Source organism: Arthrobacter sp. BF1, assembly GCF_056680215.1.
Window position 1 is genome coordinate 3,912,961 of record NZ_CM155271.1, and the last position, 22,592, is coordinate 3,935,552.

Annotated in this window: 19 protein-coding genes and 1 tRNA gene; 9 read left to right on the forward strand and 11 right to left on the reverse strand. The window is 65.8% G+C overall.

All coding sequences use genetic code 11. The features are described 5' to 3' along the window. The first annotated feature begins 13 nt into the window (after nucleotides 1-13). Nucleotides 14-556 carry a heme-degrading domain-containing protein gene (locus tag AC1MCD_RS18425; RefSeq protein WP_498674044.1) on the forward strand — a complete coding sequence of 181 codons (543 nt, stop codon included), beginning with the start codon at nucleotides 14-16 and terminating at the stop codon, nucleotides 554-556. A gap of 81 nt (nucleotides 557-637) precedes the next feature. Next, nucleotides 638-901, forward strand: coding sequence for a DUF4235 domain-containing protein (locus tag AC1MCD_RS18430; RefSeq protein WP_498674047.1), 264 nt, complete (start codon nucleotides 638-640; stop codon nucleotides 899-901). 70 nt (nucleotides 902-971) lie between these two features. Here the strand turns inward: AC1MCD_RS18430 and mnhG are convergent, their stop codons facing one another. The 6 genes from mnhG to AC1MCD_RS18460 are packed head-to-tail and all read right to left on the reverse strand — an operon-like array spanning nucleotide 972 to nucleotide 7,421. After that, nucleotides 972-1,379 (reverse strand): monovalent cation/H(+) antiporter subunit G, encoded by a 408-nt coding sequence (gene mnhG, locus AC1MCD_RS18435; protein WP_498674051.1) that lies wholly within the window; start codon nucleotides 1,377-1,379, stop codon nucleotides 972-974. Beyond that, complete coding sequence (locus tag AC1MCD_RS18440; protein ID WP_491349639.1) at nucleotides 1,369-1,647, reverse strand: MrpF/PhaF family protein; 279 nt, start codon at nucleotides 1,645-1,647, stop codon at nucleotides 1,369-1,371. Before AC1MCD_RS18440 ends, mnhG begins: the two co-directional genes overlap by 11 nt. Then, complete coding sequence (locus AC1MCD_RS18445) at nucleotides 1,644-2,189, reverse strand: Na+/H+ antiporter subunit E (RefSeq protein ID WP_498674053.1); 546 nt, start codon at nucleotides 2,187-2,189, stop codon at nucleotides 1,644-1,646. The genes AC1MCD_RS18440 and AC1MCD_RS18445 overlap by 4 nt, the downstream gene beginning before the upstream one ends. After that, a complete protein-coding gene (locus tag AC1MCD_RS18450; protein ID WP_498674055.1) occupies nucleotides 2,186-3,793 on the reverse strand; it encodes a Na+/H+ antiporter subunit D in 1,608 nt (535 codons plus the stop codon). Before AC1MCD_RS18450 ends, AC1MCD_RS18445 begins: the two co-directional genes overlap by 4 nt. After that, nucleotides 3,790-4,371 carry a Na(+)/H(+) antiporter subunit C gene (locus AC1MCD_RS18455; RefSeq protein WP_498674057.1) on the reverse strand — a complete coding sequence of 194 codons (582 nt, stop codon included), beginning with the start codon at nucleotides 4,369-4,371 and terminating at the stop codon, nucleotides 3,790-3,792. The genes AC1MCD_RS18450 and AC1MCD_RS18455 overlap by 4 nt, the downstream gene beginning before the upstream one ends. Beyond that, nucleotides 4,368-7,421, reverse strand: coding sequence for a Na+/H+ antiporter subunit A (locus tag AC1MCD_RS18460; RefSeq protein ID WP_498674059.1), 3,054 nt, complete (start codon nucleotides 7,419-7,421; stop codon nucleotides 4,368-4,370). The genes AC1MCD_RS18455 and AC1MCD_RS18460 overlap by 4 nt, the downstream gene beginning before the upstream one ends. Before the next feature lie 192 nt (nucleotides 7,422-7,613). Here AC1MCD_RS18460 and AC1MCD_RS18465 point away from each other — a divergent pair, with 192 nt between their 5' ends. The 3 genes from AC1MCD_RS18465 to AC1MCD_RS18475 all read left to right on the forward strand — a co-directional run bounded on the left by AC1MCD_RS18465 (nucleotide 7,614) and on the right by AC1MCD_RS18475 (nucleotide 10,784). Further along, nucleotides 7,614-9,017, forward strand: coding sequence for an MFS transporter (locus AC1MCD_RS18465; protein WP_498674060.1), 1,404 nt, complete (start codon nucleotides 7,614-7,616; stop codon nucleotides 9,015-9,017). Between the two features lie 97 nt (nucleotides 9,018-9,114). Next, nucleotides 9,115-9,597 carry a cation:proton antiporter regulatory subunit gene (locus AC1MCD_RS18470; RefSeq protein ID WP_190990410.1) on the forward strand — a complete coding sequence of 161 codons (483 nt, stop codon included), beginning with the start codon at nucleotides 9,115-9,117 and terminating at the stop codon, nucleotides 9,595-9,597. Nucleotides 9,598-9,602: 5 nt separating this feature from the next. Further along, nucleotides 9,603-10,784, forward strand: coding sequence for a cation:proton antiporter (locus AC1MCD_RS18475; RefSeq protein ID WP_498674064.1), 1,182 nt, complete (start codon nucleotides 9,603-9,605; stop codon nucleotides 10,782-10,784). A gap of 48 nt (nucleotides 10,785-10,832) precedes the next feature. Here AC1MCD_RS18475 and dcd read toward each other — a convergent pair whose 3' ends face one another. Then, nucleotides 10,833-11,408: a dCTP deaminase gene (dcd, locus tag AC1MCD_RS18480; protein WP_498674066.1), complete on the reverse strand. Its 576-nt coding sequence runs from the start codon at nucleotides 11,406-11,408 to the stop codon at nucleotides 10,833-10,835. Nucleotides 11,409-11,549: 141 nt separating this feature from the next. Here dcd and AC1MCD_RS18485 point away from each other — a divergent pair, with 141 nt between their 5' ends. Continuing rightward, a complete protein-coding gene (locus tag AC1MCD_RS18485) occupies nucleotides 11,550-13,277 on the forward strand; it encodes a CAP domain-containing protein (RefSeq protein WP_498674068.1) in 1,728 nt (575 codons plus the stop codon). A gap of 53 nt (nucleotides 13,278-13,330) precedes the next feature. Here AC1MCD_RS18485 and AC1MCD_RS18490 read toward each other — a convergent pair whose 3' ends face one another. Beyond that, nucleotides 13,331-13,774: an SRPBCC family protein gene (locus tag AC1MCD_RS18490; protein ID WP_498674070.1), complete on the reverse strand. Its 444-nt coding sequence runs from the start codon at nucleotides 13,772-13,774 to the stop codon at nucleotides 13,331-13,333. 251 nt (nucleotides 13,775-14,025) lie between these two features. Here AC1MCD_RS18490 and AC1MCD_RS18495 point away from each other — a divergent pair. Then, nucleotides 14,026-14,099: transfer RNA gene (locus AC1MCD_RS18495), tRNA-Gly, on the forward strand. Between the two features lie 18 nt (nucleotides 14,100-14,117). Here the strand turns inward: AC1MCD_RS18495 and AC1MCD_RS18500 are convergent. After that, nucleotides 14,118-14,486: an SRPBCC family protein gene (locus tag AC1MCD_RS18500; protein ID WP_498674071.1), complete on the reverse strand. Its 369-nt coding sequence runs from the start codon at nucleotides 14,484-14,486 to the stop codon at nucleotides 14,118-14,120. Between the two features lie 202 nt (nucleotides 14,487-14,688). On the opposite strand from AC1MCD_RS18500, the gene AC1MCD_RS18505 reads away from it, so the two are divergent. After that, entirely contained in the window at nucleotides 14,689-15,834 is a 1,146-nt protein-coding gene (locus AC1MCD_RS18505) for a N(5)-(carboxyethyl)ornithine synthase (RefSeq protein ID WP_498674072.1), read from the forward strand. A gap of 43 nt (nucleotides 15,835-15,877) precedes the next feature. On the opposite strand, the gene AC1MCD_RS18510 is transcribed toward AC1MCD_RS18505, so the two are convergent. Next, on the reverse strand, nucleotides 15,878-17,281 hold the full coding sequence (locus AC1MCD_RS18510) for an MFS transporter (RefSeq protein WP_498674074.1): 1,404 nt from the start codon (nucleotides 17,279-17,281) through the stop codon (nucleotides 15,878-15,880). A gap of 148 nt (nucleotides 17,282-17,429) precedes the next feature. Here AC1MCD_RS18510 and AC1MCD_RS18515 point away from each other — a divergent pair, with 148 nt between their 5' ends. Further along, nucleotides 17,430-18,284, forward strand: coding sequence for a LysR family transcriptional regulator (locus tag AC1MCD_RS18515; RefSeq protein ID WP_498674078.1), 855 nt, complete (start codon nucleotides 17,430-17,432; stop codon nucleotides 18,282-18,284). A gap of 585 nt (nucleotides 18,285-18,869) precedes the next feature. Here AC1MCD_RS18515 and AC1MCD_RS18520 read toward each other — a convergent pair. Further along, entirely contained in the window at nucleotides 18,870-22,361 is a 3,492-nt protein-coding gene (locus AC1MCD_RS18520) for a bifunctional proline dehydrogenase/L-glutamate gamma-semialdehyde dehydrogenase (RefSeq protein WP_498674080.1), read from the reverse strand. Nucleotides 22,362-22,592 lie beyond the last annotated feature (231 nt).

Consider the following 22,592-nt stretch of genomic DNA (forward strand, 5'->3'; position numbering starts at 1 on the left):
TAGATTGTGGGCCATGACTGCCGACCCATCCCATGTGACAGCGTTCGATCCCGATTCCAACGAGAGCCAGCCCCCGGGCTCGCTCGAGGCGTTGATTGCCCGGATCGACGCCGAGGTCAGTGAGCTGCAGTTCCCGCGGTTCACGAAGGACGATTCCCTCAGCCTGGGGCTGCTGCTGGTGGAGCTCGGCAAGACCCGGAAGCTGCCCATCGCCATCGATATCACCAAAGGTGACCAGGTCCTGTTCCACGTTGCCCTGGACGGTGCCACGCCGAACAACGAGCACTGGGTCCGGGCCAAGCAGCGAACGGCCGCACGGTACGAGATCCCCTCGCTGCTGGTGGGCCTGCGCGCCAGGCTGCGGGGCGGCCGGATCGAGGACCAGGGCTGGTATGACGAAATGGTCTACGCCGCGCATGGCGGGTGCTTCCCGGTCTACGTCACCGGAGTGGGCGCCGTGGCCACTGTGACGGTCTCGGGCCTGCCCCAACAGCAGGACCACGACCTGGTGGTGGAGGCGCTCCGGGAGATTCTGGGGTCCATGCGCCCGGCCTAGGTGCTGGCCTTGTGCTGGCTGGCGGCCTGATCGCGTTAGGCTAAAGGCAGTCCCCGACCCCGGTCACAAGGAGTTCAACCCATGAACCTGTTCATCAAGCTGCTCGGCACAGGAATCAGCCTCGCCGCCGGGTTTGCCGGCACCAAGCTGGTTAATACTGTGTGGGAGAAGTCCACCGGCAACAAGCCGCCCACAGGCAAGGGCGAGGACACCCCCACGAGCCTGCGCTCGGCGCTGACGTTCGCGCTGATCTCAGCCTCGGTCAGCACCATCATCCAAGTCCTCGCCAACCGCGGCACGCAGCGGGCCATCACCCGTTTCGCCAAGACCCAGGACATCGTCTAGCCGAGTTTTTGTCCAGATGATCCCGCTTCGTCGGCCATAAAGCGGGATTATCTGGACAAAAACTCCGGTATTAGTGCGGGCTGCCGCCGTTGGATGCCTCATCACGGGCGGACTTGGCCGCCTTCTGGACCACGGCCTCCAGGTCATCGGAGCTGAGCAGCTCGCGGTGCATGTGCTTGGTGCGATAGCCGGAGCGTCCCACCATGTGCGCGGACACCGGTACGGTCAACAGCTGGAAAATCCAGGCCACCAGCAGCACCGGCCACACCCACCACGTCCGCATCTGCAGGCCGATGGCTGCCAGGAGCAGGAACAGCCCCAGCACCTGCGGTTTGGTGGCCGCGTGCATGCGGCTCAGCAGGTCGGGGAAGCGGAGGAGCCCGACGGCGGCTGCCAGGGACATCAGGGCACCCGCCACCAGGAACACCGCCGTCACGGTATCAATCACGTTATCCATCAGGCTCGCCTCAGGACTCATGGGTCTGCTCCCGCCGGTCGGCCACGAAGCGCGCCACTGTCACGGAGCCGATGAAGCCGACCACCGACAGTGCCACGAGCAGCATCAGGTTGTTCAGGTGCCGGTTCACGGCCATGTCGATGCACAGCGCCGCGCCGAGGATGGCCAGCAGCACATCGGAGGCCAGCACCCTATCGAGCAGTGAGGGGCCCCGGGCGATCCGGATGATGGCGCCGGCCGCGGCCAGCGAAAGGATGACTGCCGTGACAGCCAGGACGATCTGCATCATGCCGGGTTCTCCTGCCGCACTGCTTCGAGTTCTTCCTTCGTGCCCATGATGCGGATCAAGCCGGCTTCGATGGAGCGGACTTCCGCGCGCAGGCTCTCCACGTCCTCGGCGGTGCTGATATTGAGCGCGTGCAGGTACAGGGTGGACGTTGAACGGTCCACTTCGACCACCAGGGAACCCGGGATCAGCGAGATCACGTGCCCCACGGCGGTGACGATCAGGTCCTGATGGCTCCGCAGCGGGACCGCGACAACTGCGTTGATCACTTTCGGTCCACGGACGGCCGCCAAGTACATGACTTCAATGCTCGCTGCCGCCACCCGGCCGAGGAACCGCAGTGCGAAAGGCACTGCGTGGACGATATTGAACCTGCCGCTGAGTTCCACCGGCGGCAGGTAAAACATCCGGGCCACCAGCACGGCCAGCAGGGCGCCGAAAAGCAGGTTGCCGGGGCTGAAGTCCTGCCAGAGCGCACCCCAGACGATCACCAGCCACACCAGCAGGGGCAGTTCCTGGCGCAGGGAAATCCGGCGGCGGCTCATTCGCCCCCACCCGCTTTCAGCGCCAGTGGTGGAACTATGGTGTCCTCGCCGAGCACGGCCTGGATGTAGGAGGACCTGTCCAGCATCTCCTGGGCCGCCTGGTCCGCGACCTTGAACAGCGGGCCGGCGAAGACAGTGAGGGACACCCCAAGCACCACCAGCCCCAGGGTTGAACCCACCATGGTCCGGGGCAGCAGGGTCACGCTGTCGCGGCCGGCCCGGCGGCCGGTGGCCGATTCCTCCGGCATCGCCAAGAGGACGGGGTCGGGGTGCTCAGCGTCCGAGGGCTTGCGCCAGAACGCACGGTTCCACACCCTTGCCACCGCCAGGAGTGTCAGCAGGCTGGTGACCACGCCGCCGATCACCAGGGCATAGGCGAGCGGAGTGCCCAGTTCGATTCCGGCCTGGATCAGGCCTACCTTTCCCAGGAATCCGGAGAACGGCGGGATTCCGGCCAGGTTCATCGCCGGCACAAAGAACAGGAGTGCCAGGAGGGGCGAAAGCTTGGCCAGGCCCGCCAGCCGGTCCACGGAGGAACTGCCGCCACGGCGTTCGATCAGGCCCGTGACCAGGAACAGGCTGGTCTGGATGGTGATGTGGTGGGCCACGTAGAACACGGCAGCGCCCAGCCCGGCCACGGAGGACATCGCCAGGCCGAACACCATATAGCCGATGTGGCTGACCAGCGTAAAGGACAGCAGACGTTTGATGTCGCTCTGGGCCAGGGCGCCGAGGATTCCCACCACCATGGTCAGTAGCGCCACCACCATCAACGGAGTGTTCAGGCTGTCGCCGGGGAACAGCAGGGTCTCGGTGCGGACCATTGCGTACACGCCCACTTTGGTGAGCAGGCCGGCGAAGACGGCGGTGACCGGGGCTGGCGCGGTGGGGTAGGAGTCAGGCAGCCAGAACGACAGCGGGAACACGGCCGCCTTGATGCCGAAGGCCACCAGGAGCATCACATGCAGCAGCGTTTTTGTTCCCTCGTCCAGGTCCGCGAGCTTGATGGCAAGGTCTGCCATGTTCACGGTTCCGGTGGCACCGTAAACCATCGCGATGGAGATCAGGAACAGCACCGAGGACACCACGGAAACCACCACATACGTGACGCCCGCCCGGATACGGGGTCCGGTACCGCCCAGGGTCATCAGGACATAGCTCGCCGTCAGGAGGATTTCAAAGCCGACGTAAAGGTTGAAGAGATCCCCGGACAGGAACGCGTTGGACACACCGGCCACGAGGATCAGGAACGTGGGGTGGAAGATCGACACCGGGGCGTCCTGATCGCCGTCGGCCATACCTTGCCCGGTGGCGTAGATCAGCACGGCGAGGCTGACGGCGGAGGACACCACCAGCATGAGGGAGGAGAACTGGTCCACCACCATCGTGATGCCCCAGGGCGGCAGCCAGCCACCGATGTTCACCGCGGCCGTCCCGCCCTCCCACACTGAGGCGAGCAGGAAGCACTCCAGCAGGAGCGTCAGGGACAGGACCGCGATGCTCACGGCGCGCTGTGCCCGGGCGTGCCGGAACAGCAGGAAGGCCAGTGCGGCGCCGAAGATGGGAAAGAGGACGGCGAGCGGGGCAAAGCTTGCGATGTTCACTTCACACCTCCTTTGGGGCCAGCGTCTACGTTCCGCGAGCCGGGTTGCTCCTCGGCTGCGGCATCCGCCGCGGGAATTGTCTTGGCGCCAGCCACCACGGAGTCCCCGGACGCTGTCTGGTCTGCATGATCGGAAATGCCGCTGCCGTCGCTGCCAAGCATGGTGAGGGGGAACTCTGAGGTCTCGGCCGGGATCGGGGCGTCGTCCTCGGCGTCGAACCTGGGCGTTTCGGCAACGCGGCGGTCCTCGACGTCGTCCTGGATCTCGTCCTGGCGTGCCAGCACCCAGGTACGGTAGATGATGCCGAGCATAAACGCGGTGACGGCGAACGAGATCACGATCGAGGTGAGGATGAGGGCCTGCGGCAGCGGGTCCGCGTACTCGTCGGCCCCAGTGTCCTTATTGAAGAACGGTGCCAGGCCGGCATAACCGCCCGTGGTTAGGATCAGCAGGTTGGTGGCGTTGGTCAGGAGCATCAGCCCCAGCAGCACCCGGGTAAGGCTTCGTTCGAGGATCAGGTAGATGCCGCACGCGTACAGCGCGCCCATCACGATCAGGAGGGTCAGGTTGACGCTCATCCTTGGCCCTTCACTGTAGGTTCGGCGGACAGGTCCAGGGGCTCGTGCCCGGCGGCGGAAACGGCGCCGGCCATCACGTCCTCAACAAGGGAGTCCGGTGCCGGCTCGGCCTCGTGCTCGTCAAAATGTTCGTCGATCTCGGAGCCCAGGCTGCGCAGCACGTCCAGGACGAGGCCCACCACCACGATGTACACGCCGATATCGAAGATGGTGGAGGTGACAAATTTGATGTCGCCGAACACGGGCAGCCAGAGTTCGATGATGGCGCTCTGGAACACTTGCCCGCCCAGCAGGAGGGGCACCACACCTGAGGCGGCCGCCGTCGCGAGCCCGATCCCGAGGAGGGTACCGGCCCCAACGGGAGTGGCCTCCCGCAGTTCGAAGCGGCCGCCGGCCAGGTAACGGATGGCCAGGGCAAGCCCCGCCGTGAGGCCGCCGGCGAAACCACCGCCCGGCAGGTTGTGCCCGGCAAGCAGGAGGTACAGGGAGAAGATGATCAGCGAGTGGAAGATCAGCCGCGTGACCACCTCGAAGATGATGGAACGCCGTTCGGGGGCCAGGGTCCGTCCTGCCACGATCCAGGCGTCGCGTGCTGAGGCGGCGAACTTCCGGCTGATGGCCAGTGACGCGGCTTCGCGCGAACCCGGATCCGCTGCTGACTGCCGGCCCACGCTGCCTTCGGCAATGGGGGACGGAACCCTGAGCCGGTCGCCGCGACCGCGGACGAAGATCAGGCTGGCGACGCCGGTTGCGGCGAGGGCGAGGACGGAAATTTCACCGAAGGTATCCCACGCCCTGATGTCTACGAGGGTCACGTTGACGATGTTCAGTCCGCCGCCGCCCTCGTAGGCAAGCCGCGGGAATTCCAGCGACACCGGTGCGGCCACCCGGGCGCCCATGGCGTAGATGGCGGCGAAGACCATGGTCACGCCGAAGGCCGCGCCGATAATCACGCGGACCACGCGGTACCTGCCGCCGGTCCGGTCGCGGAGCTCGGCCGGGAGGCTGCGCATGGCCAGGACGAAGGCCACCAGGATAATGGTTTCCACCAGCATCTGCGTCAGGGCCAGGTCCGGGGCGCCCTGGAGCGCGAACATCAGGGCAATCCCATATCCGGTCACCGACACCATCAGCACGGCGAGGAACCGCCTGTTGGCCTTGACCGCGGCCAGCGCCCCGATCACGATCGCCGCCCCCACCACGGGCTGAAGCGGTGAGAAGGGGTCGATGAAGTACAGGTCCTGCGGGAGGGGCTTCCCCGCCAGGAGCATGGCAGTCAGCGGCAGCGCGAACGCCATGGAAAGGATGACAGAGAGGTAGAAGTACAGCGAACCACGCTGCGTGCGGCCGGTGATCCAGACTGCCACGTCGTCCAGCGCACCGATGCTGAGCTGGTAGAAACGGTCGCCGTCGATCCAGCCGGGCACCCGGGACTGTGCCCGCTCCACGAGCGTCCGGCCGAAGTGCATGGCCAGGCCCAGCGCGAATGTCAGCGCCGTCAGCCCGAGGGCCGGCGTGAGACCGTGCCAGAGCGCAAGGTGACCTGCCTGCTCGGCCGGTGTGCCGGCGTCGGCCGCGGTGGAAGCAAAGAGAGCCGCATAAGGCTGGACCCACGCGTCCACGGGGGCGGGCCAGAGGCCATAAACAATGGTGAGGAGGCTGAGGAACGCAGGAGCGGCCAGGAAGGAAGGGCTGACGGCTTTGAACGGTGTGGGTTCAACGCCGGGCTTGACGGCAAACGCCCCCCACATAAAACGGGCGCTGTAGGCGAACGTCAGGACCGAGCCCAGGACGATGCCCACAAGCACCACCACGCTCCAGGACTCCCCCGTGGAGGCGTGGTGGACGAACGCCTCGAGGACCGATTCCTTGGCCACAAAGCCCGCCAGCAGCGGAACACCGGCCATCGACGCGGCGCCGATGCCGGCCACGATGCCGAGCGCCCGGGACGAGCGGAAGACGCCGGAGAGCTGGCGGACATCACGGGTTCCGGACTGATGATCGATGATGCCCACCACCAGGAACAGGGTCGCCTTGAACAGGCCGTGGGCCAACAGCATCGCGAGGCCGGCGAGCGCCGCGTCCGGCGTCCCGAGGCCCACCACCATGGTGAGGAAGCCCAGCTGGCTGACGGTGCCGTACGCGAGGATGAGCTTGATGTCAGTCTGGCGCAGCGCCCGGTAACCGCCCACCAGCATGGTGGCCAGGCCCAGGCCCAGCACAATGGACTGCCAGTAGGCGGTCTCGGAAAACCCCGGCGCGAGCCTGGCCACCAGGTAGATGCCGGCCTTGACCATCGCCGCGGCGTGCAGGTAGGCGCTGACCGGAGTGGGGGCCGCCATGGCCCCCGGCAGCCAGAAGTGGAAGGGAACCAGCGCGGATTTGCTGATGGCACCCACGAGGATCAGTACGACGGCGGCGGCGACGATGCCGCTGGCCGGTCCGGCTACCAGCGCGGGAGCCTCCGCGAGGATCGCCGAGATGCGGTACGTGCCGGCGCTGTAGCCGAGCATGATCAGGCCCACCAGCATGGCCAGGCCGCCGGCCGTGGTGACCATCAAAGCCTGCAGGGCGGAGCGCCGGGCGGCCAGCCTGGTGCGGGCAAACCCGATCAGCAGGTAGGAAAGGATGGTGGTGAGTTCCCAGAAAATGAACAGCAGGAGAAGGTCGTCCGCCACCACCAGGCCGAACATGGCACCCGCGAAGGCGAGCAATTGGGCGCCGAAGCCGCCCAAATCCTGGTCCTTTTTGCTGAAGTACCTCGCGCAGTAGACCAGCACCAGGGCGCCCACGCCCAGGACCAAAAGGGACATCACCCAGGCGAGGGGATCCAGCCGGAAGGCGAATTCCAGTTTCAGCCCGGGGATCCACGGGACGATCTCCGTGACCGCCCCGGAGCCCGAATACACCGCGCCGTGTTGAAGCAGGAGCCAGACAAAGGACGCAGCGGGCACGGCCGCCAAGGCATAGAACGCGTTGCGGCCCCACATCCTGAACAGGAGAGGCGCCACAGCAGCCACCGTAAACTGCACGGCAAGGACTGTGATCACTGTTATCTCCGCAACGTCAGGGATTCGTTTTACAAAAAGTTAGGGCAGGCGGTCAATCGTTAGGTTCGGTGGCCACAGTTTATCAAGCCGTTTCAGCCGTTTTCCCCGCAAAGGCCCCCGACCGCTCGATTTTGCCGGGTGTCAGGCGTATTATGCCCGTCCTGTTCGCCATGGGCGGATACGATTCAGCCTATGGACACTGCCAGCGCTCGTGAGGCCACACAGCCGCCATCGGAACTCGCATCCGGAACCCACACCGCCGGCAAGGGCCGCGTGCTCGCCTGGGCTGCCTGGGACTGGGGCTCGGCGGCGTTCAACGCGGTGATGACAACGTTCGTCTTCACCGTCTACCTCACCTCCACCGCCTTCGGGGACAAGGACCAGGCCTCGGCCGTCCTTGGCGGTGCGCTGGCCATCGCAGGCCTCGCCATCGCCCTGCTCGCTCCGGTGACGGGGCAGCGCTCGGACAACGGCGGCCGGCGCAAGCTCTGGCTGGGAGTCAACACGGCGGCCGTCGCCATTCTGACGGGGCTGTGTTTCTTTGTTTTCCCCCGCCCGGAGTTTTTGCTGCTGGGCGTCTCCCTGATTGCGTTGGGGAATGTGTTTTTTGAGTTCGCCGGCGTCAATTACAACGCCATGCTCACCCAGGTATCCACCCCGGCAAACATCGGAAAGGTCAGCGGATTCGGTTGGGGAATGGGTTACCTCGGCGGAATTGTGGCCCTGCTGGTGGTGCTGCAACTTTTTGTGCAGCCCAGCTTCGACTGGTTCGGCGCCTCCACGGAAGGCAGCCTCAACATCCGGCTCGTGGCCGTATTCTCAGCGCTGTGGTTCTTCATTTTTGCCCTTCCTGTCCTGTTCACAGTTCCGGAGCTTCCGCGGCCGGCGCGGGCTAAACAGCTGGGCTTCCTGGCCTCCTACGGCCTGCTGGTCCGCCGGATCAAGGCGATCTACGCCACGAGCCCCCACACGATTTACTTCCTCCTCGCCAGCGCAGTCTTCCGCGACGGGCTCGCGGCAGTCTTCACCTTCGGCGGGATCATTGCGGCCGGCACCTTCGGTTTTGAGCTGTCCCAGGTCATCTTCTTCGCCATCTTCGGCAACGTGGTAGCGGCGGTGGGCGCCGTGGTGGGCGGCTTCCTGGATGACCGGGTAGGGCCCAAGGCCGTGATCATGGGTTCCCTTGTGGGCCTGTTGATCGCCGGCACCATGATCCTCCTCCTCGGCAACGGCAGCTACGTGCTCTTCGGTATGGCCTGGGCCGGCGCCACCACATTCTGGGTTTTTGGGCTGTTCCTCTGCCTGTTCGTGGGCCCGGCGCAGTCATCCTCCAGGGCCTATCTGGCGCGCCTTGCACCCAGCGGAGAGACCGGCGAACTGTTCGGCCTCTACGCCACCACCGGCCGCGCCGTCAGCTTCCTCGCCCCGGCACTGTTCACCCTGTGCATCACGCTGGCCACTCCCCTGGTCGCTCCCGGCGAGGCCCAGCGCTGGGGAATCCTGGGCATCATGGTGGTTCTGGTCGCCGGCCTGCTGGTCCTGCTCCCGGTGAAACCGCCGAACAAGGCATCAATCGCACTGGTCCCCGCCTCATAGGGGACGACAGGCCACGGCATCGCGCCGGTTTGCCGACCTGCTTTCCTGAGCGGCGTACCAACAACCGAAAACGGCCTGCGGAGACTACGCTGGAAGTATGAACGTGGACGAAACGGACCTCCCCGGCCTGGGCCGGCGGAAGGATTTCATGACCGCTTCCGGGCGCCGCATCGGCGTGGTGGAGCTGCGGGAAGGCCAGACGGAACTCATCGTTTCCACCTGGGACGATCCCGATACCTGCCAGGCTTCCATTCCCCTGACCGGGGATGAGGCAGCCACCCTGGGCAACCTCCTGGGCGGGCAGCACCTGGCCATGAAGCTGACCGAGGAACACCGGGACGTGCCCGGGATTGTGACCCGGCAATTCTCCATTGCCCCCGATTCCCCGTTCCAGAACCAGCCCATGGGCAAGGCATGCATCCGCACCCGCTGCGGGGTCTCGATTGTGGCGATCATGCGCGAAGGCGAGGTGCTCCCGTCGCCGGGACCCGACGTCGTACTTCATTCGGGTGATTTGCTGGTGGCAGTGGGAACGCAAGAAGGCCTCGACTCGGCGGCCGATATCCTCCGCAACGGCTGAACGTCATGGACCCGCTGGCCCTGACCCTCATTGAACTGGGGGCCGTTGTGTTCTGCCTTGGCCTGTTGGCCAGGCTGGCCGGACGGATCGGAATGTCACCCATTCCCCTCTACCTCGTGGGCGGACTCGCCTTCGGCGCAGGCGGGGTGGTCAAGCTTGATGGTATGCACGAATTCGCACATTTGTCCGGCGAAATCGGCGTGATCCTGCTGCTGCTTATGCTCGGATTGGAATATACGGCTGCCGAGCTTTTCACCGGTCTGCGCAGGTCTTGGCAGGCCGGTGTTCTTGACCTGGTGCTGAATTTCGCCCCGGGTGCCGGGATTGCGTTCCTGCTGGGCTGGGGTCCGGTGGGCGCCATGGTGATGGGCGGCGTCACGTATATATCCTCATCCGGTATCGCCGCGAAGGTGATCACTGACCTCGGCCGGCTCGGCAACCGCGAAACACCTGTGGTGCTGTCCATCCTGGTGTTCGAGGACCTGGCCATGGCGGTCTATCTGCCCATCCTCACCGCCACCCTCGCCGGGGTGAGTTTCCTGGGCGGCCTGACCACCGTGGGCGTTTCCCTGGCAGTGGTCACCTTCGTCCTGATGGTCGCCCTCCGGCATGGCCACCACGTCTCCAAGGCGGTCCACAGCGAAAACTCCGAGGTCTTCCTGCTCAACCTGCTGGGTGCCGCCCTGCTGGTGGCAGGCGTGGCTTCAGCCATGCAGGTCTCCGCGGCGGTGGGCGCGTTTATGCTCGGCATCGCCATCTCCGGCGCCACGGCCCACAGCGCCACCCGGATCCTCGAGCCCCTGCGGGACCTGTTTGCCGCCATCTTCTTTGTGGCGTTCGGGCTCAACACCGATCCTTCGTCCATCCCCCCGGTCCTCGGCTGGGCGCTGGTCCTGGCCGTGATCACCGCCGTCACCAAGATGCTCACCGGGATCTGGGCAGCCAAGCGTGCAGGCATCGGCCGGCCCGGCCGGTTCCGTGCGGGCGCCGCCCTGATAGCCCGCGGCGAGTTCTCCATTGTCATCGCCGGCCTGGCCGTGGCCTCCGGCGTGGTCCCCAGCGACCTCGCAGCACTTGCCACTGCCTACGTCCTGCTGATGGCCATCATCGGGCCACTGGCCGCCCGTTATGTGGAGCCCGTGGTGAAGGCACTCCGCCCGCCAACCCAGGAGCCTGCGCGCGCTTAGGCTCTCCCCTGGCGTGGAACCCATCGGGCCTGCCGCCCGGAAACGCGCCTAAATCTCGGTGCGGTGGAAGTTCAGGTGGCTGCGGCTGGCGGTCGGGCCGCGCTGGCCCTGATAGCGGTTGCCGTAGTCGCCCGAGCCGTAGGGGTGTTCAGCCGCGGACGTCAGCCGGAAGAAGCACAGCTGGCCGATCTTCATCCCCGGCCAGAGCTTGATGGGCAGGGTGGCCATGTTGGACAGCTCCAGCGTGACGTGCCCGGAAAATCCCGGATCGATGAACCCGGCCGTTGAATGCGTCAGCAGGCCCAGCCGGCCGAGGGAGGACTTGCCTTCCAGGCGGGCTGCGATATCGTCCGGCAGCGTAACGGCCTCGTAGGTGGAGCCGAGCACGAACTCGCCCGGATGCAGGATGAAGGGCTCGCCGCGGTCCACCTCGACCAGGCGGGTGAGCTCGGGCTGCTCCTCGGCGGGGTCGATATGGGCGTACTTGTGGTTGTCGAAGAGACGGAAAAACCGGTCGATCCGCACGTCCACCGACGATGGCTGGACCATGGCGGGATCGTAGGGTTCGAGGACGATCCGTTGGGAGTCCAGTTCAGCGCGAATGTCGCGGTCAGAGATCAGCACGCCTCCCAAATTACTATGCGTTGTCCACAGCGCACATTTTTCGTTGTTGCTGTCGCCTAGTGGGGCTAATGTTGCCTCAGGATGTCAGCCACCGGAGGTCTCCCGGCTGGTACAACTGAACTGAACTGATCTGGGGTTGGTTTGAAAAACTTTGCGGCACCCGCCGTTGTGGCTATGTTGTGTGCCCTCGCCCTGGTCTCTCCGGCCGCCGGCCTGCATTCCGCCCCGCCGGCGAACCAGCCATCGGCCGGGGCCGCCGGTGCCTTCGGGCCACGAGCGGTCGCGCTGGGTCCCGCAGGCATGGCGGACGACGACGGCGGCGTACGCGGTGCGGATACCGGCAGCGGGTCGCTGCTCGCCCCCGCCGTGGAACCGGTGATCACGGCGGCGTCGCCCGCCGGGGGACAAAACCCGGCACCCGTAGCAGCGGTGCCGCAGCCGGCAGCCGAGGTTGCACCAGCTACCACCACCTCCGAGGTGCCCGCACCCGAAGTGCCTTCCGTGCCGCCCCTCTGGGCTCCCGAGGAGGAACTGGCGCAGAACAAGGCCACAGCTCCCGCCCCGCAGACCTTCGCAACGGAGTCCCTTGCCCCCGGGTCCCTTGCCACCGAGGCACTGGTCCCGGACAACAACGCGGCCGCCATCCTGACTGTTTTCAACAAAATCAACGAGTACCGGGTCGCGAATGGCCTGGCCACGGTCAAGTACCATCCCACGGTGGCCGGCCTGGCACAGGAGTGGTCAAACAACATCGCCAGCCGCGAGGTCATTGAACACCGTGCCAGTTTCTGGACGGATCCCCGCGCCATGAGCCCGAGCAGCGCCGGCGAGGTCATCGCCATCCGGACCGACCGCGACGCCGCGCAGCTGGTGGAATGGTGGAAGGGCTCGCCCGGCCACAATGCCATGTTGCTCGACCCGCGCTTCAACGTCATGGGCGCCGGAATCTCCTACACAGACAGCCTGTACAGGATCTGGGGCGTAGTGAACTTCTTCGGCTACACCACCCTCCCGGCAGGCACTGTCTCCTCGCCAGGCGGCAGCCCGAGCGGCGGCACCGCCTTTCCCCCTGCTACGCCCACCATGTGCGATCCCGCCGTCAAGCACATGCCGCCCACCCTGGACCTGAGCGGCGCGGCCATCAACAGTCCTGCCGATCTCGTGTCCATCAACTCTTCCGGCCAGCTTCTCAACCGCCCCGCCACCGGGAACCGGTCTTACGGGGCAGCCAAGGTCATCGGCTCCGGGTTCACAGGGGCGAAGGAAGTCTTCACCCCGGACTGGGACCGCGACGGCGTCTACGACCTTCTGACCCAGTGGACCAACGGCAGCCTGACCCTCCAAAGGGGAATCGCCGGCGGAGGGTTCCAGGCGCCGGTCACGCTGGGGAGCAGCGGCTGGGAGACACTGACGCTCGCCGTCGGCGGCTGGTGCGCCAATAACCGGTTGCCCCAGCTCGTGGCGCTGGACACTGCCGGCTACCTCTACCTGTACCCGAACGTCGGTTTGGCCGACATGTCCTCGCGCACCCTGATGGCCAGCGGAGTCTCAGCCACCCGCCTGAGCATGGTGGATTATGACGCTGACGGCTTCCAGGACCTCCTGGCGCGAAAGTCCGACGGCGCTGTGCAGCTTTACCGCGGAGCCGGCACTCCGGCGCCGCGCGCCGAAGCCCGGGCCACTGTGGCCACCGGCTGGACGGACGTGACAGGCATCCGTCCGCTGCGCGATGTCACGGGCCTGAACTCGACGGGGGTAGCTCTGCGCCGGGCCAACGATGTGGTGCAGTACTGGGACCTGACCGGCGGAACCCTTGCATCGCCGTCGGCCATTACTGGCAGCTGGACTGGCCAGCGGCTGGCGCAGTAGCGGGGCCTCGGCCGCGCGGGAACCCCTTCGCCGGGATCTCCGCGCGGTGGGAACTATTCGGCCGACGCGACCGCCAGCACGTCCTTAAGTCGCTCCAGCTGACCAACTTCAGCCTGCATGGCCCGCTGGATGCCGGTGTTCATCAGTCCGCGCAGTCCCTTGGGCTGGTATTCGAGCGCGAACCGGACGCGCGTTCCTGCGGGTTCGGTGCTGAGGTAGTACCCGCCTGAGGGCCGGTTTTGCCCGGCAATGACTTGGTAGCGGATTTCGGCTCCGGGCCTTGCTTCCGTAATTTCGAAGTCGGCGGGTATGGGCCAGCCGGACCGGCCCAGCACTGTCTGCTGGTACACCGACCCCTTGGAACCGGCAACCCCGGACGAGACGCTGATGCTGCGGATCCCGGTGCGCCACTTTGGCAGATTCATGCCGTCGATCAGGAAGGTATAGACGTCCAGGGCATCACGCGGGACGAGTACCTCGTGTTCTGCGAATGCCATGGAGATCCTTCGGTGAGCGTCGGGCCAGTGGTAGTAGCCCGCCCCACCCCCATGACACTGCAGCTAACGGGTTCACAGTAGCCACTGGTTTTGTCCCGCACCTAGCCACGGGCGGGGCCGTTATTGAAGAGTTACTGGATGACGCCGCGCAACCGGTCCTGAGGCAGACACGCCCCGTCACGTGGGCTGCGTTGCCGGGACGGGGTCGCATCTGCGCTAAGCTAAGTTCTGCCCCGCGCACCTGGGGCCGCGCGGCTGTAGCTCAATGGTAGAGCGCTAGCTTCCCAAGCTTGATACGCGGGTTCGATTCCCGTCAGCCGCTCCACTGCGAACAGCCTGCCCGTTAGCGGGCACTCCTCGACTTCCTGACCCCACGCTCCACGGCCTTCTTCAGCGCTGCCAGCCGCGCCTCCTCCTGTTTCCGGTACGCGCCCTCCTTGGCTGCGGAAAACAGCCGGCCGAGCCCCTTGGGAACATACTGCGCGGTCACGGTGAGCCGAGTGCTGTCCGCCACAGGATAGACGACGCAGGTGCAGGTGATGGTTTCAGTGCGGGCCTCGTGTATTTCGGTCCAGGAACGGTCCTGCACCTGGTCGTGGAAGTGAACCGTCACGCCATCCGGGCCGGGCACCGCGGCGCGGGCCTCCCCGTCCACGCAGAACGCGTAAACCTCCGCACGAGCGCAAGGGATGAGGACGGTGCTTTCAATCATGATGGATCCCATGGTGGTGTTCCCGTAGTTCCGCAAGGCCTGCCCGGCGCAGTGCCCAGAGCGTCATTTTCACACCGTGAAGCTGCGGGCACAATCTTCGCCGCGCCGGATGACTCACAGGTTCCTTGGGTGGGAGCCCGTTAGGTGCCGCCCTGTATCGTCGGAAGTCAGGGACCTCCTCGGTTCCGCTACAGGAGCAAACATGGCTGACAAGCTGACCCTGGGAGTGATGGCCTCAACGCGGAAACCCGACGAACGCCGCCTCCCCATCCATCCCCTGCATTTCGAACGCATCGCCCCTGAGTTGCGCGGGCGCATCATTCTGGAGCAGGGCTACGGCGAGCGCTTCGGCGTCTCGGACAAGCATCTCTCCACCCTGGTGGGAAGCCTGGCCACGAGGGAAGCGCTGCTGGCGGAGGCCGACGTCGTGCTCCTGCCCAAACCGCAGCCGGAGGACCTTGCCGAACTGCGGGACGGCCAGGTCCTCTGGGGATGGCCGCACTGCGTGCAGGACCGCGCGATCACGCAGCTGGCCATCGACAAAAAGCTCACGCTCATCGCCTTTGAGGCCATGAACCACTGGGCGAGCGACGGCGGTTTCGGCCTGCACGTGTTCCACAAAAACAACGAGCTGGCCGGGTACTGCTCAGTGCTGCACGCCCTCTCACTGACCGGCTCGACGGGTGACTACGGCCGCCGGCTCAGCGCCGTCGTGATCGGTTTCGGGGCTACCGCCCGCGGTGCCGTCACCGCGCTGAACGCGCATGGCATCCATGATGTCCAGGTGCTGACCAACCGCGGTGTCGCCGCGGTGGGCGCCCCGATCCACTCGGTTAACATCGTGCAGTTTGATCACGACGACGAAGCCCCCTTCCTCAGCCAGGTCATCACCGAGCGTGGCCGGGTTCCGCTGGCACCGTTCCTGGCCGAAAGCGACATTGTGGTCAACTGCACGCTGCAGGATCCGAACAATCCGCTGACGTACCTGCGCACCGAGGATCTGGCAGCGTTCACTCCCGGCAGCCTGATCGTTGACGTTTCGTGCGACGAGGGCATGGGCTTCAGCTGGGCGCGTTCCACTACGTTCACCGAACCGATGTTCACCATCGGGGACCACATCAACTATTACGCGGTGGACCACAGCCCGTCCTACCTCTGGAACTCCGCCAGCTGGGAGATCAGCCAGGCGCTGTTGCCGTTCCTGGAAACAGTCCTGGGTGGTCCCGCGGCCTGGGACGCGAACGAGACGATTTCGCGCGCCATCGAAATCCGCGCGGGCGTGGTCCGCAACAAGGACGTGCTTGAGTTCCAGCAGCGCCAGGCGGAGTACCCGCACCTGCCGGCGTAGCGCCCTGCTCTGCCGGTGTAGGGCCCTGCCCCTCCCCCTGGGCCTAGCCCGCTGCCGCCCGGCTGACAATTTTCACCAGGTGGCGGCGGTCCTTAAGGTCCACGCGGAGCTTCAACGCAGCTTTGCGGGCCAGGACGGCGCCGACCGTCAGCGCGGCGAGTGCCGGCACCCCGCCGGACACCAGCAGTGCAACGTGCGGGTCAACGTGCTCGGCAATCCAGCCGAGCATCGGGCCGCCGATGGCCTGGCCACCGATGAGAACCATGATGTACAGGCTCATCACGCGTCCGCGGATAGCCATGTTGGAACTGATCTGGACCAACTGGTTGGAGCCGGTCAGGAACATCAGGCACCAAAATCCGGACAGGACCATCACCGCACCAAACCAGAGCATGGACGGGGCCAGCGCCGCGAGGCAGAGCATCAGCCCGTACATGCCCGCACAGAACACCACGGACCGGAGCCGCAGCTGCCGCCTGCGGGTTGAGGCAACCGCACCGGCGAGCGCGCCGAGTGCCACCAGCGCGTTGAGCAGGCCATAGCCGCCGGCACCGACGTCGAACACGTGGTCCGCGAAGGCGGCGAGCAGGACCGGCAGGCTCATGGCGAACACGGCGATGAACCCGGCCATCAGCCACGGCCAGTAGATGGTGGGCTTGCTGAGCGCATACCGCAGCCCCTCTCGCAGCATGCCCTTCTTCTTGGGGGCCGGCGCGCTGACGAACAGCTGGTCCTTCCGCAGGAGCAGCAGCATGGTCACGGTGGAGCAGCATGCCACCGCGTTGGCGGCAAAGGCCCAGCCGGCACCGACGGCGGTGAGCAGCAGTCCGGCGAGTGCCGGGCCGATCAGTCCGCCTAACTGGAAGGTGGTGGAGTTGACGCTGATCGCGTTGCGCAGGTACTTGGGGCCCACCAGCTCGTTGACAAAGACCTGGCGCGCGGGCTGGTCCAGCACAGTCACCAGGCCCAGCACCAGGGCGATGCCGTAGACATGCCACACCTCGATGGTGCCTGTGAGGGAAAGCGTCGCGAGGGCTGCTGCCAAGATCGCCGCCATACTCTGGCACAGCATCAGGATTTTCCGTTTGGCGAACCGGTCGGCCAACATGCCGCCCCACGGTCCCAGCAGGAGGGACGGCATGAACTGCAGCGCCACCGTGATGCCCACGGCGGTGACGGAGCCGGAGAGTTCCAGCACCAGCCAGTCCTGGGCGATCCGTTGCATCCACAGGGCCACCACAGCCACAAAGTGCCCGATCGCGAAGATGCGGAAGTTGGGGATTTTCAAGGAGATGAAGGTGTGGCGCCACGGGAGGTGTTCGCTGACGACGCCGATGGGCTGGGTTTGGACGGCGGCCGCGGAGGCTGCGGCGGAGTTTGCCGCGGCGGACGCTGAATCGATGACGGGCTGGCTGACTGCTGCCGATGTTGGCGGTGGGGGAGCCACGAGTATGTCCTCAGGGAAGCGGGCGAGTTGGGGTGCTCCCCACGCTAGGCTGGTTGCCACTGATTATGTAGACGTATCGTGTCTATAACTACCATCACGAAACGCAATGCTGCCCGCACCAACGCTCGCAGCGCCAAAGGAGTCCGCCGTGTTTGAACCCGCGCAGCTTCGCTCATTCCTTGCCGTGGCGGAAACGCTGAGCTTCACCAAGGCCGCCGAAAGGTTGGGCCTGGCACAGCCAACGGTCAGCCAGCACGTCCGCAAGCTGGAGACCGCCGCCAAACGCGTTCTCATCAGCCGCGACACCCGCGACGTCCGGCTGACGGACAACGGTGACGCCATGGCCGGGTTCGCCCGCAACATCCTGTCGGCCCACGATGCTGCCGCCCGCTACTTCTCCGGCTCGGCCATGCGTGGCCGGCTTCGCTTCGGCACGGCCGATGACCTGGCCATCACGGGGCTCCCCCGGATCCTGCGTGAATTCCGGCAGGTCTACCCCCAGATCAACCTTGAGCTCACCGTTGGCCAGAGCGACCAGTTGTACAAAAAGCTCAACGCCGGCCAACTGGACCTGGTGTTTGTGAAATGGGTGGCCGGCGCCAAGGACGGAACCGTGGTCCAGCACGATACGTTCTCCTGGGTAGGGTTGGAGCAGACGTCCCTCAAACCCGCGGACCCGGTGCCGCTGATCGCCTACCCCTCCCCCAGCCTCAGCCGGAAACTGGCCATCGATGCGCTTGAATCCCATGGGCGGACCTGGCGCATTACGTGCACCACCCGGCAGATCAGCGGCGTCCTGGCGGCACTCCGGGCCGGCATCGGCGTCGCCGTGATGCCGACGTCCCTGGTCCCGGAAGACCTGAAGATCATCACCCGCACCTTCGATTTACCGCCGGTGGGCGACGTTGATTTCACTCTGATCCGCAACCCGCTGGCCAACGCGGAAGTGATCGATGCCCTGACGCAGGCCATTGTAGGCCGGACTCTCAAAAAGTCGGCCTAAGCGCGCCCATAATTTCGCAAAACCATTGAATAAAAACCCCGCTTCCTCTATGCTGGATTCTCCATGGGGTCAAGCAGAGGCCGGTTCAACACTACGAGCGCGCCCCGCGGCCCATGGGGCGGCCGTGCTCGGGAAGGCAGCCAATGACGACAGCCGAGAACACCCATTTCCACACTGCGTATGCTCCACGACATAACACCGTTCGCCCCCTGGTCACGCATCATCCCAGCTACAGCGCCGGCATCACCCACGCCGCCGAGTACGTAGGTAAGCCAACCTGCGACAAGTGCGGCACGGACGAATTTATCTATCTCGAATCGTATGTCCCTCCGGTATTCCGGCGTGACGGGGCGGTCAGGACACTGGGCGAAGTCGCCTACACCTGCACCCGTTGCGAAGATTTCTCCGCCCACAACGTCCCCACGTCGTGGACTCCCCCAGGCTGGTATCTGGGCTAACTTCCAATGGTCTCCGGCCGGCGCCTCAGGCGCGGCCCCTCATAACAAACAGAGAGTCCCGACGGCCGCCCTTGGTGGTCGTCGGGACTTTCTTTTTCGTAGCCTGCCCGCGGCGCCCTGAATCCGCCTAGATCAGGGCAGCCGACAGGTGGTTCGGGGTGCCGAACCGGTGGGCAGTGATGCTGATGGCCTGCTCGTGCAGGAACGGCAGCAATTCAACGCGGCCGGCTTCGGTCACCGGGTGGGCGTAGACCGCCACGTCCGGTCGCCCGTCGATAGCTTCGGCGAGCGCGGTGGCGTCGCCGCCGATCAGGCGGATCCGCGCGCCGGACAGCACGCCCGCCTTGGCGAGGCGGGCCGCCGAAGCCAGCCAGCCTGCGTCGGACTCTACCGTGACTGGGATATCCAGGCCGGTGAGGACGGCCCGCAGCTGGACGGGGAGTTCGACGGCGGTGGAAACGGTGAGAGCCGATCCCGCCTGAACGCCGGCGGCGACAGTCCGTACCAGGTGTGCCAGCGGGGCGCCTTCGGAGAGGCGGATGGTGACGGGCAACGGACGGTAGCGGAAGATGTTCCGCTCGGCGCTGAGGCCGGACACGTCCTTGGCGGTGCCGAACTCGTCGGCCCACGCCTGGGCGTCGGACGCCAGGGACCGTTGCAGCGACTCGGTTTCGGCCCGTTCCAGGGAGTTTCCGGCCGCGGCGGCGATCCTGCGGACGCCGTCGTTCGTGACGGCGGCACTTGCCGTGCTGGCCTGGCTGATCCAGTCGCCGAGGCCGGCCAGGTAGTTCGGTCCGCCGGCCTTGGTGCCCGCACCAACTGCCGACTTCTTCCAGCCGCCGAACGGCTGGCGCTGCACGATGGCCCCGGTGATGCCGCGGTTGACGTACAGGTTCCCGGCCTGGATGGAGTCCAGCCAGATGCCCAGCTCATCCGGGTTCAGGGAGTGCAGGCCGGCGGTGAGCCCGTACTCGATCTGGTTCTGGATGGCGATGGCTTCTTCGAGGGTGCCGGCGGTCATCACGCCGAGGACCGGTCCGAAGAACTCGGTGAGGTGGAAGTAGGATCCGCGGCGGACGCCGTGGCGCACGCCGGGGCTCCAGAGCCGGCCCGTTTCGTCCAGCTTCTTCGGTTCCACCGCCCAGGTCTCGCCTTCGCCGAGGGTGGTGAGGGCGTTGAGGAGTTTGCCGTTGGCGGGCTCGATGATGGGGCCCATCTGGCTGGTGGGGTCCTGCGGGTAGCCCACCTTCAGGGACGTGACGGCGTCGATCAGCTGGTTGTGGAACCGCTTGGACGTGGCCACCGAACCCACCAGGATCACCAGTGAGGCGGCGGAGCACTTCTGGCCGGCGTGGCCGAACGCGGAGTAGGCGACGTCCTTCGCGGCGAGGTCCAGGTCTGCGCTGGGGGTGATGATGATGGCGTTCTTGCCGCTGGTCTCCGCCAAAAGCGGCAGGTCCTTACGGAAGGAACGGAACAGTTCCGCGGTCTCGTAGCCGCCGGTGAGGATCACGCGGTCCACGGCCGGGTGCGAAATCAGCTGCTTGCCGAGCTCGCGCTCACCCAGCTGCACCATGGTCAGCACGTCCTTTGGGACGCCTGCCTCCCACAGCGCCTCGATCATCACGGCACCGCTGCGGCGGGCCTGCTTCGCGGGCTTGATCACGACGGCGGAGCCCGCGGCGAGTGCCGCGAGGGTGGACCCTGCCGGGATGGCGACCGGGAAGTTCCACGGCGGGGTCACGACGGTGAGTTTCGCTGGGACGAACGTGGCGCCGTCGACCTTTTCCAGATTGCGCGCCGACTCGGCGTAGTAGTGCGCGAAGTCCACGGCCTCGCTGACCTCGGGATCGCCCTGGTCGATGGTCTTGCCGGTTTCGCTGGCCATGACCTCAAGCAGGTCCGCGCGGCGGGCCTCGAGGACGTCGCCGGCGCGGTGCAGGATTTCAGCCCGCTCGTCACCGGACAGCGCGCCCCAGGCTTTGGCCTTCTCAACGGCCGTCTCAATCACCGTGTTGAGCGTTGCCTCGTCGGAGATGGTGGCGGCTTCGACGGCGGCGTTCCCCAGCGTGGAGGACGGGACGCGGTCCAGGATGGCGCGCCCCCAGTCGCGGTTGGCGGGCAGGGACGGGTCCGTGTCCGGGGTGTTGTCGAACGAATCGTGCGGCAGGGGCTGCGGCGGCAGGCTGCGGTTCTGCTGCCGGTTGGCCGGGGGGACCTCGTCGTCGAGCGTGTCCAGCGAGGCGAGGAAGCGCTGCTTCTCGCGCTCAAACAGGGCTTCGTTTTCACTCAGCTCAAAAACGGCGGACATGAAGTTGTCCTGGCTGGCGCCTTCTTCGAGGCGGCGGATCAGGTAGGCGATGGCGACGTCGAACTCGGCCGGGTGCACCACCGGGGTGTAGAGCAGGAGGGAACCGACGTCCTTCTTGACGGCTTCGGCCTGGCCCTGGGCCATGCCCAGCAGCATCTCGAACTCAATACTCTGCTCTGCGGTATCCGCGATGCCGCGCTGCTTGGCAAGGAGCCAGGCGAAAGCGATGTCGAACAGGTTGTGGCCGGCCACGCCGATCCGGACGTTCTTGATCCGGTCCGGGTGCAGGGCGTAGTTGATGACGCGCTTGTAGTTGGTGTCCGAATCCTGCTTGGTGTGCCAGGTGGCCAGCGGCCAGTCGTGCAGGGACGCTTCCACCTGTTCCATGGGCAGGTTGGCGCCCTTGACCACGCGGACCTTGATGGCAGCACCTCCGTTGGCACGGCGCTCCGCGGCCCAGTCCTGCAGGCGGATCATGGCGGCGAGGGCGTCGGGGAGGTAGGCCTGCAGCACAATGCCGGCCTCGAGGTTCTTGAATTCGGGCTTGTCCAGGATCCTGGTGAAGACCGCGATGGTCATATCCAGGTCCTTGTATTCCTCCATGTCCAGGTTGATGAACTTGGCCTTGTTGCCTGCGTGCGCGAACGAAGCCGCGCGCTCGAACAGCGGGGTGAGCTTCTCAACCACGTGCTCCACGGCCTCGTCGAAGGCCCAGGCGGAGTGCGGAGCCACGGTGGAGGACACCTTGATGGAGACGTAGTCCACATCCGGACGGGCCAGGAGCGTGTGGGTGCCCTCAAGCCGGCGGGAGGCCTCGTGCTCGCCCAGAACCGCTTCGCCGAGGAGGTTGACGTTGAGCTTGATGCCGTCCTTGCGGATCTTGGCGATGGCCGGGCCCAGTTTGGCGTCGGTGGCGTCCACAATCAGGTGGCCCACCATCTCGCGGAGAACCCTGCGCGCGATCGGGATGACAACCTGCGGCAGGACCGGGGCCATGGTGCCGCCGAGCTGCACTGCACGGCGCATGTACCAAGGGAGGAAGGCCGGCACCTTGGGGGCGAGGGCGGCAAGGTTGCGGGCGGCGACGTTCAGGTCTTCGGGGCGGACCACACCGTCGACGAATCCGACAGTGAAGTCCAGGCCGTTCGGATCCTTCAGCACACCGGCGAGCTGCTCGGCCGAAGCGTCAACCGGAACTTTTGACGCTTCGGTCAGCCAACGGCGGACCAGCGCGATGGTCTCTGCGGCGAGGGCCCGGGCCTGGGGGACGTCGGTCCGGCCGGAGATTTCCGTTGCAGTGTGGGTCATGATTGCTCGCTCTTTCTTCGGTGCGAAGGGGTCTTATCCATCAGTATGAGCTTGGAATCACTTAAGATAAAGCGATCTTTTCTAAGCAATACAGGTTAGAAAACCCAATCCTTTCTGAAGCCCTCCAACACCCAACGCTCTCTCACTTAATGCGGTTTTTTGGGCAACGCTCTTTCACTTAACGCAGGAAACCGGAAATGCTCTCTCACTTTCCTAAAGAAAGCGAGAGAG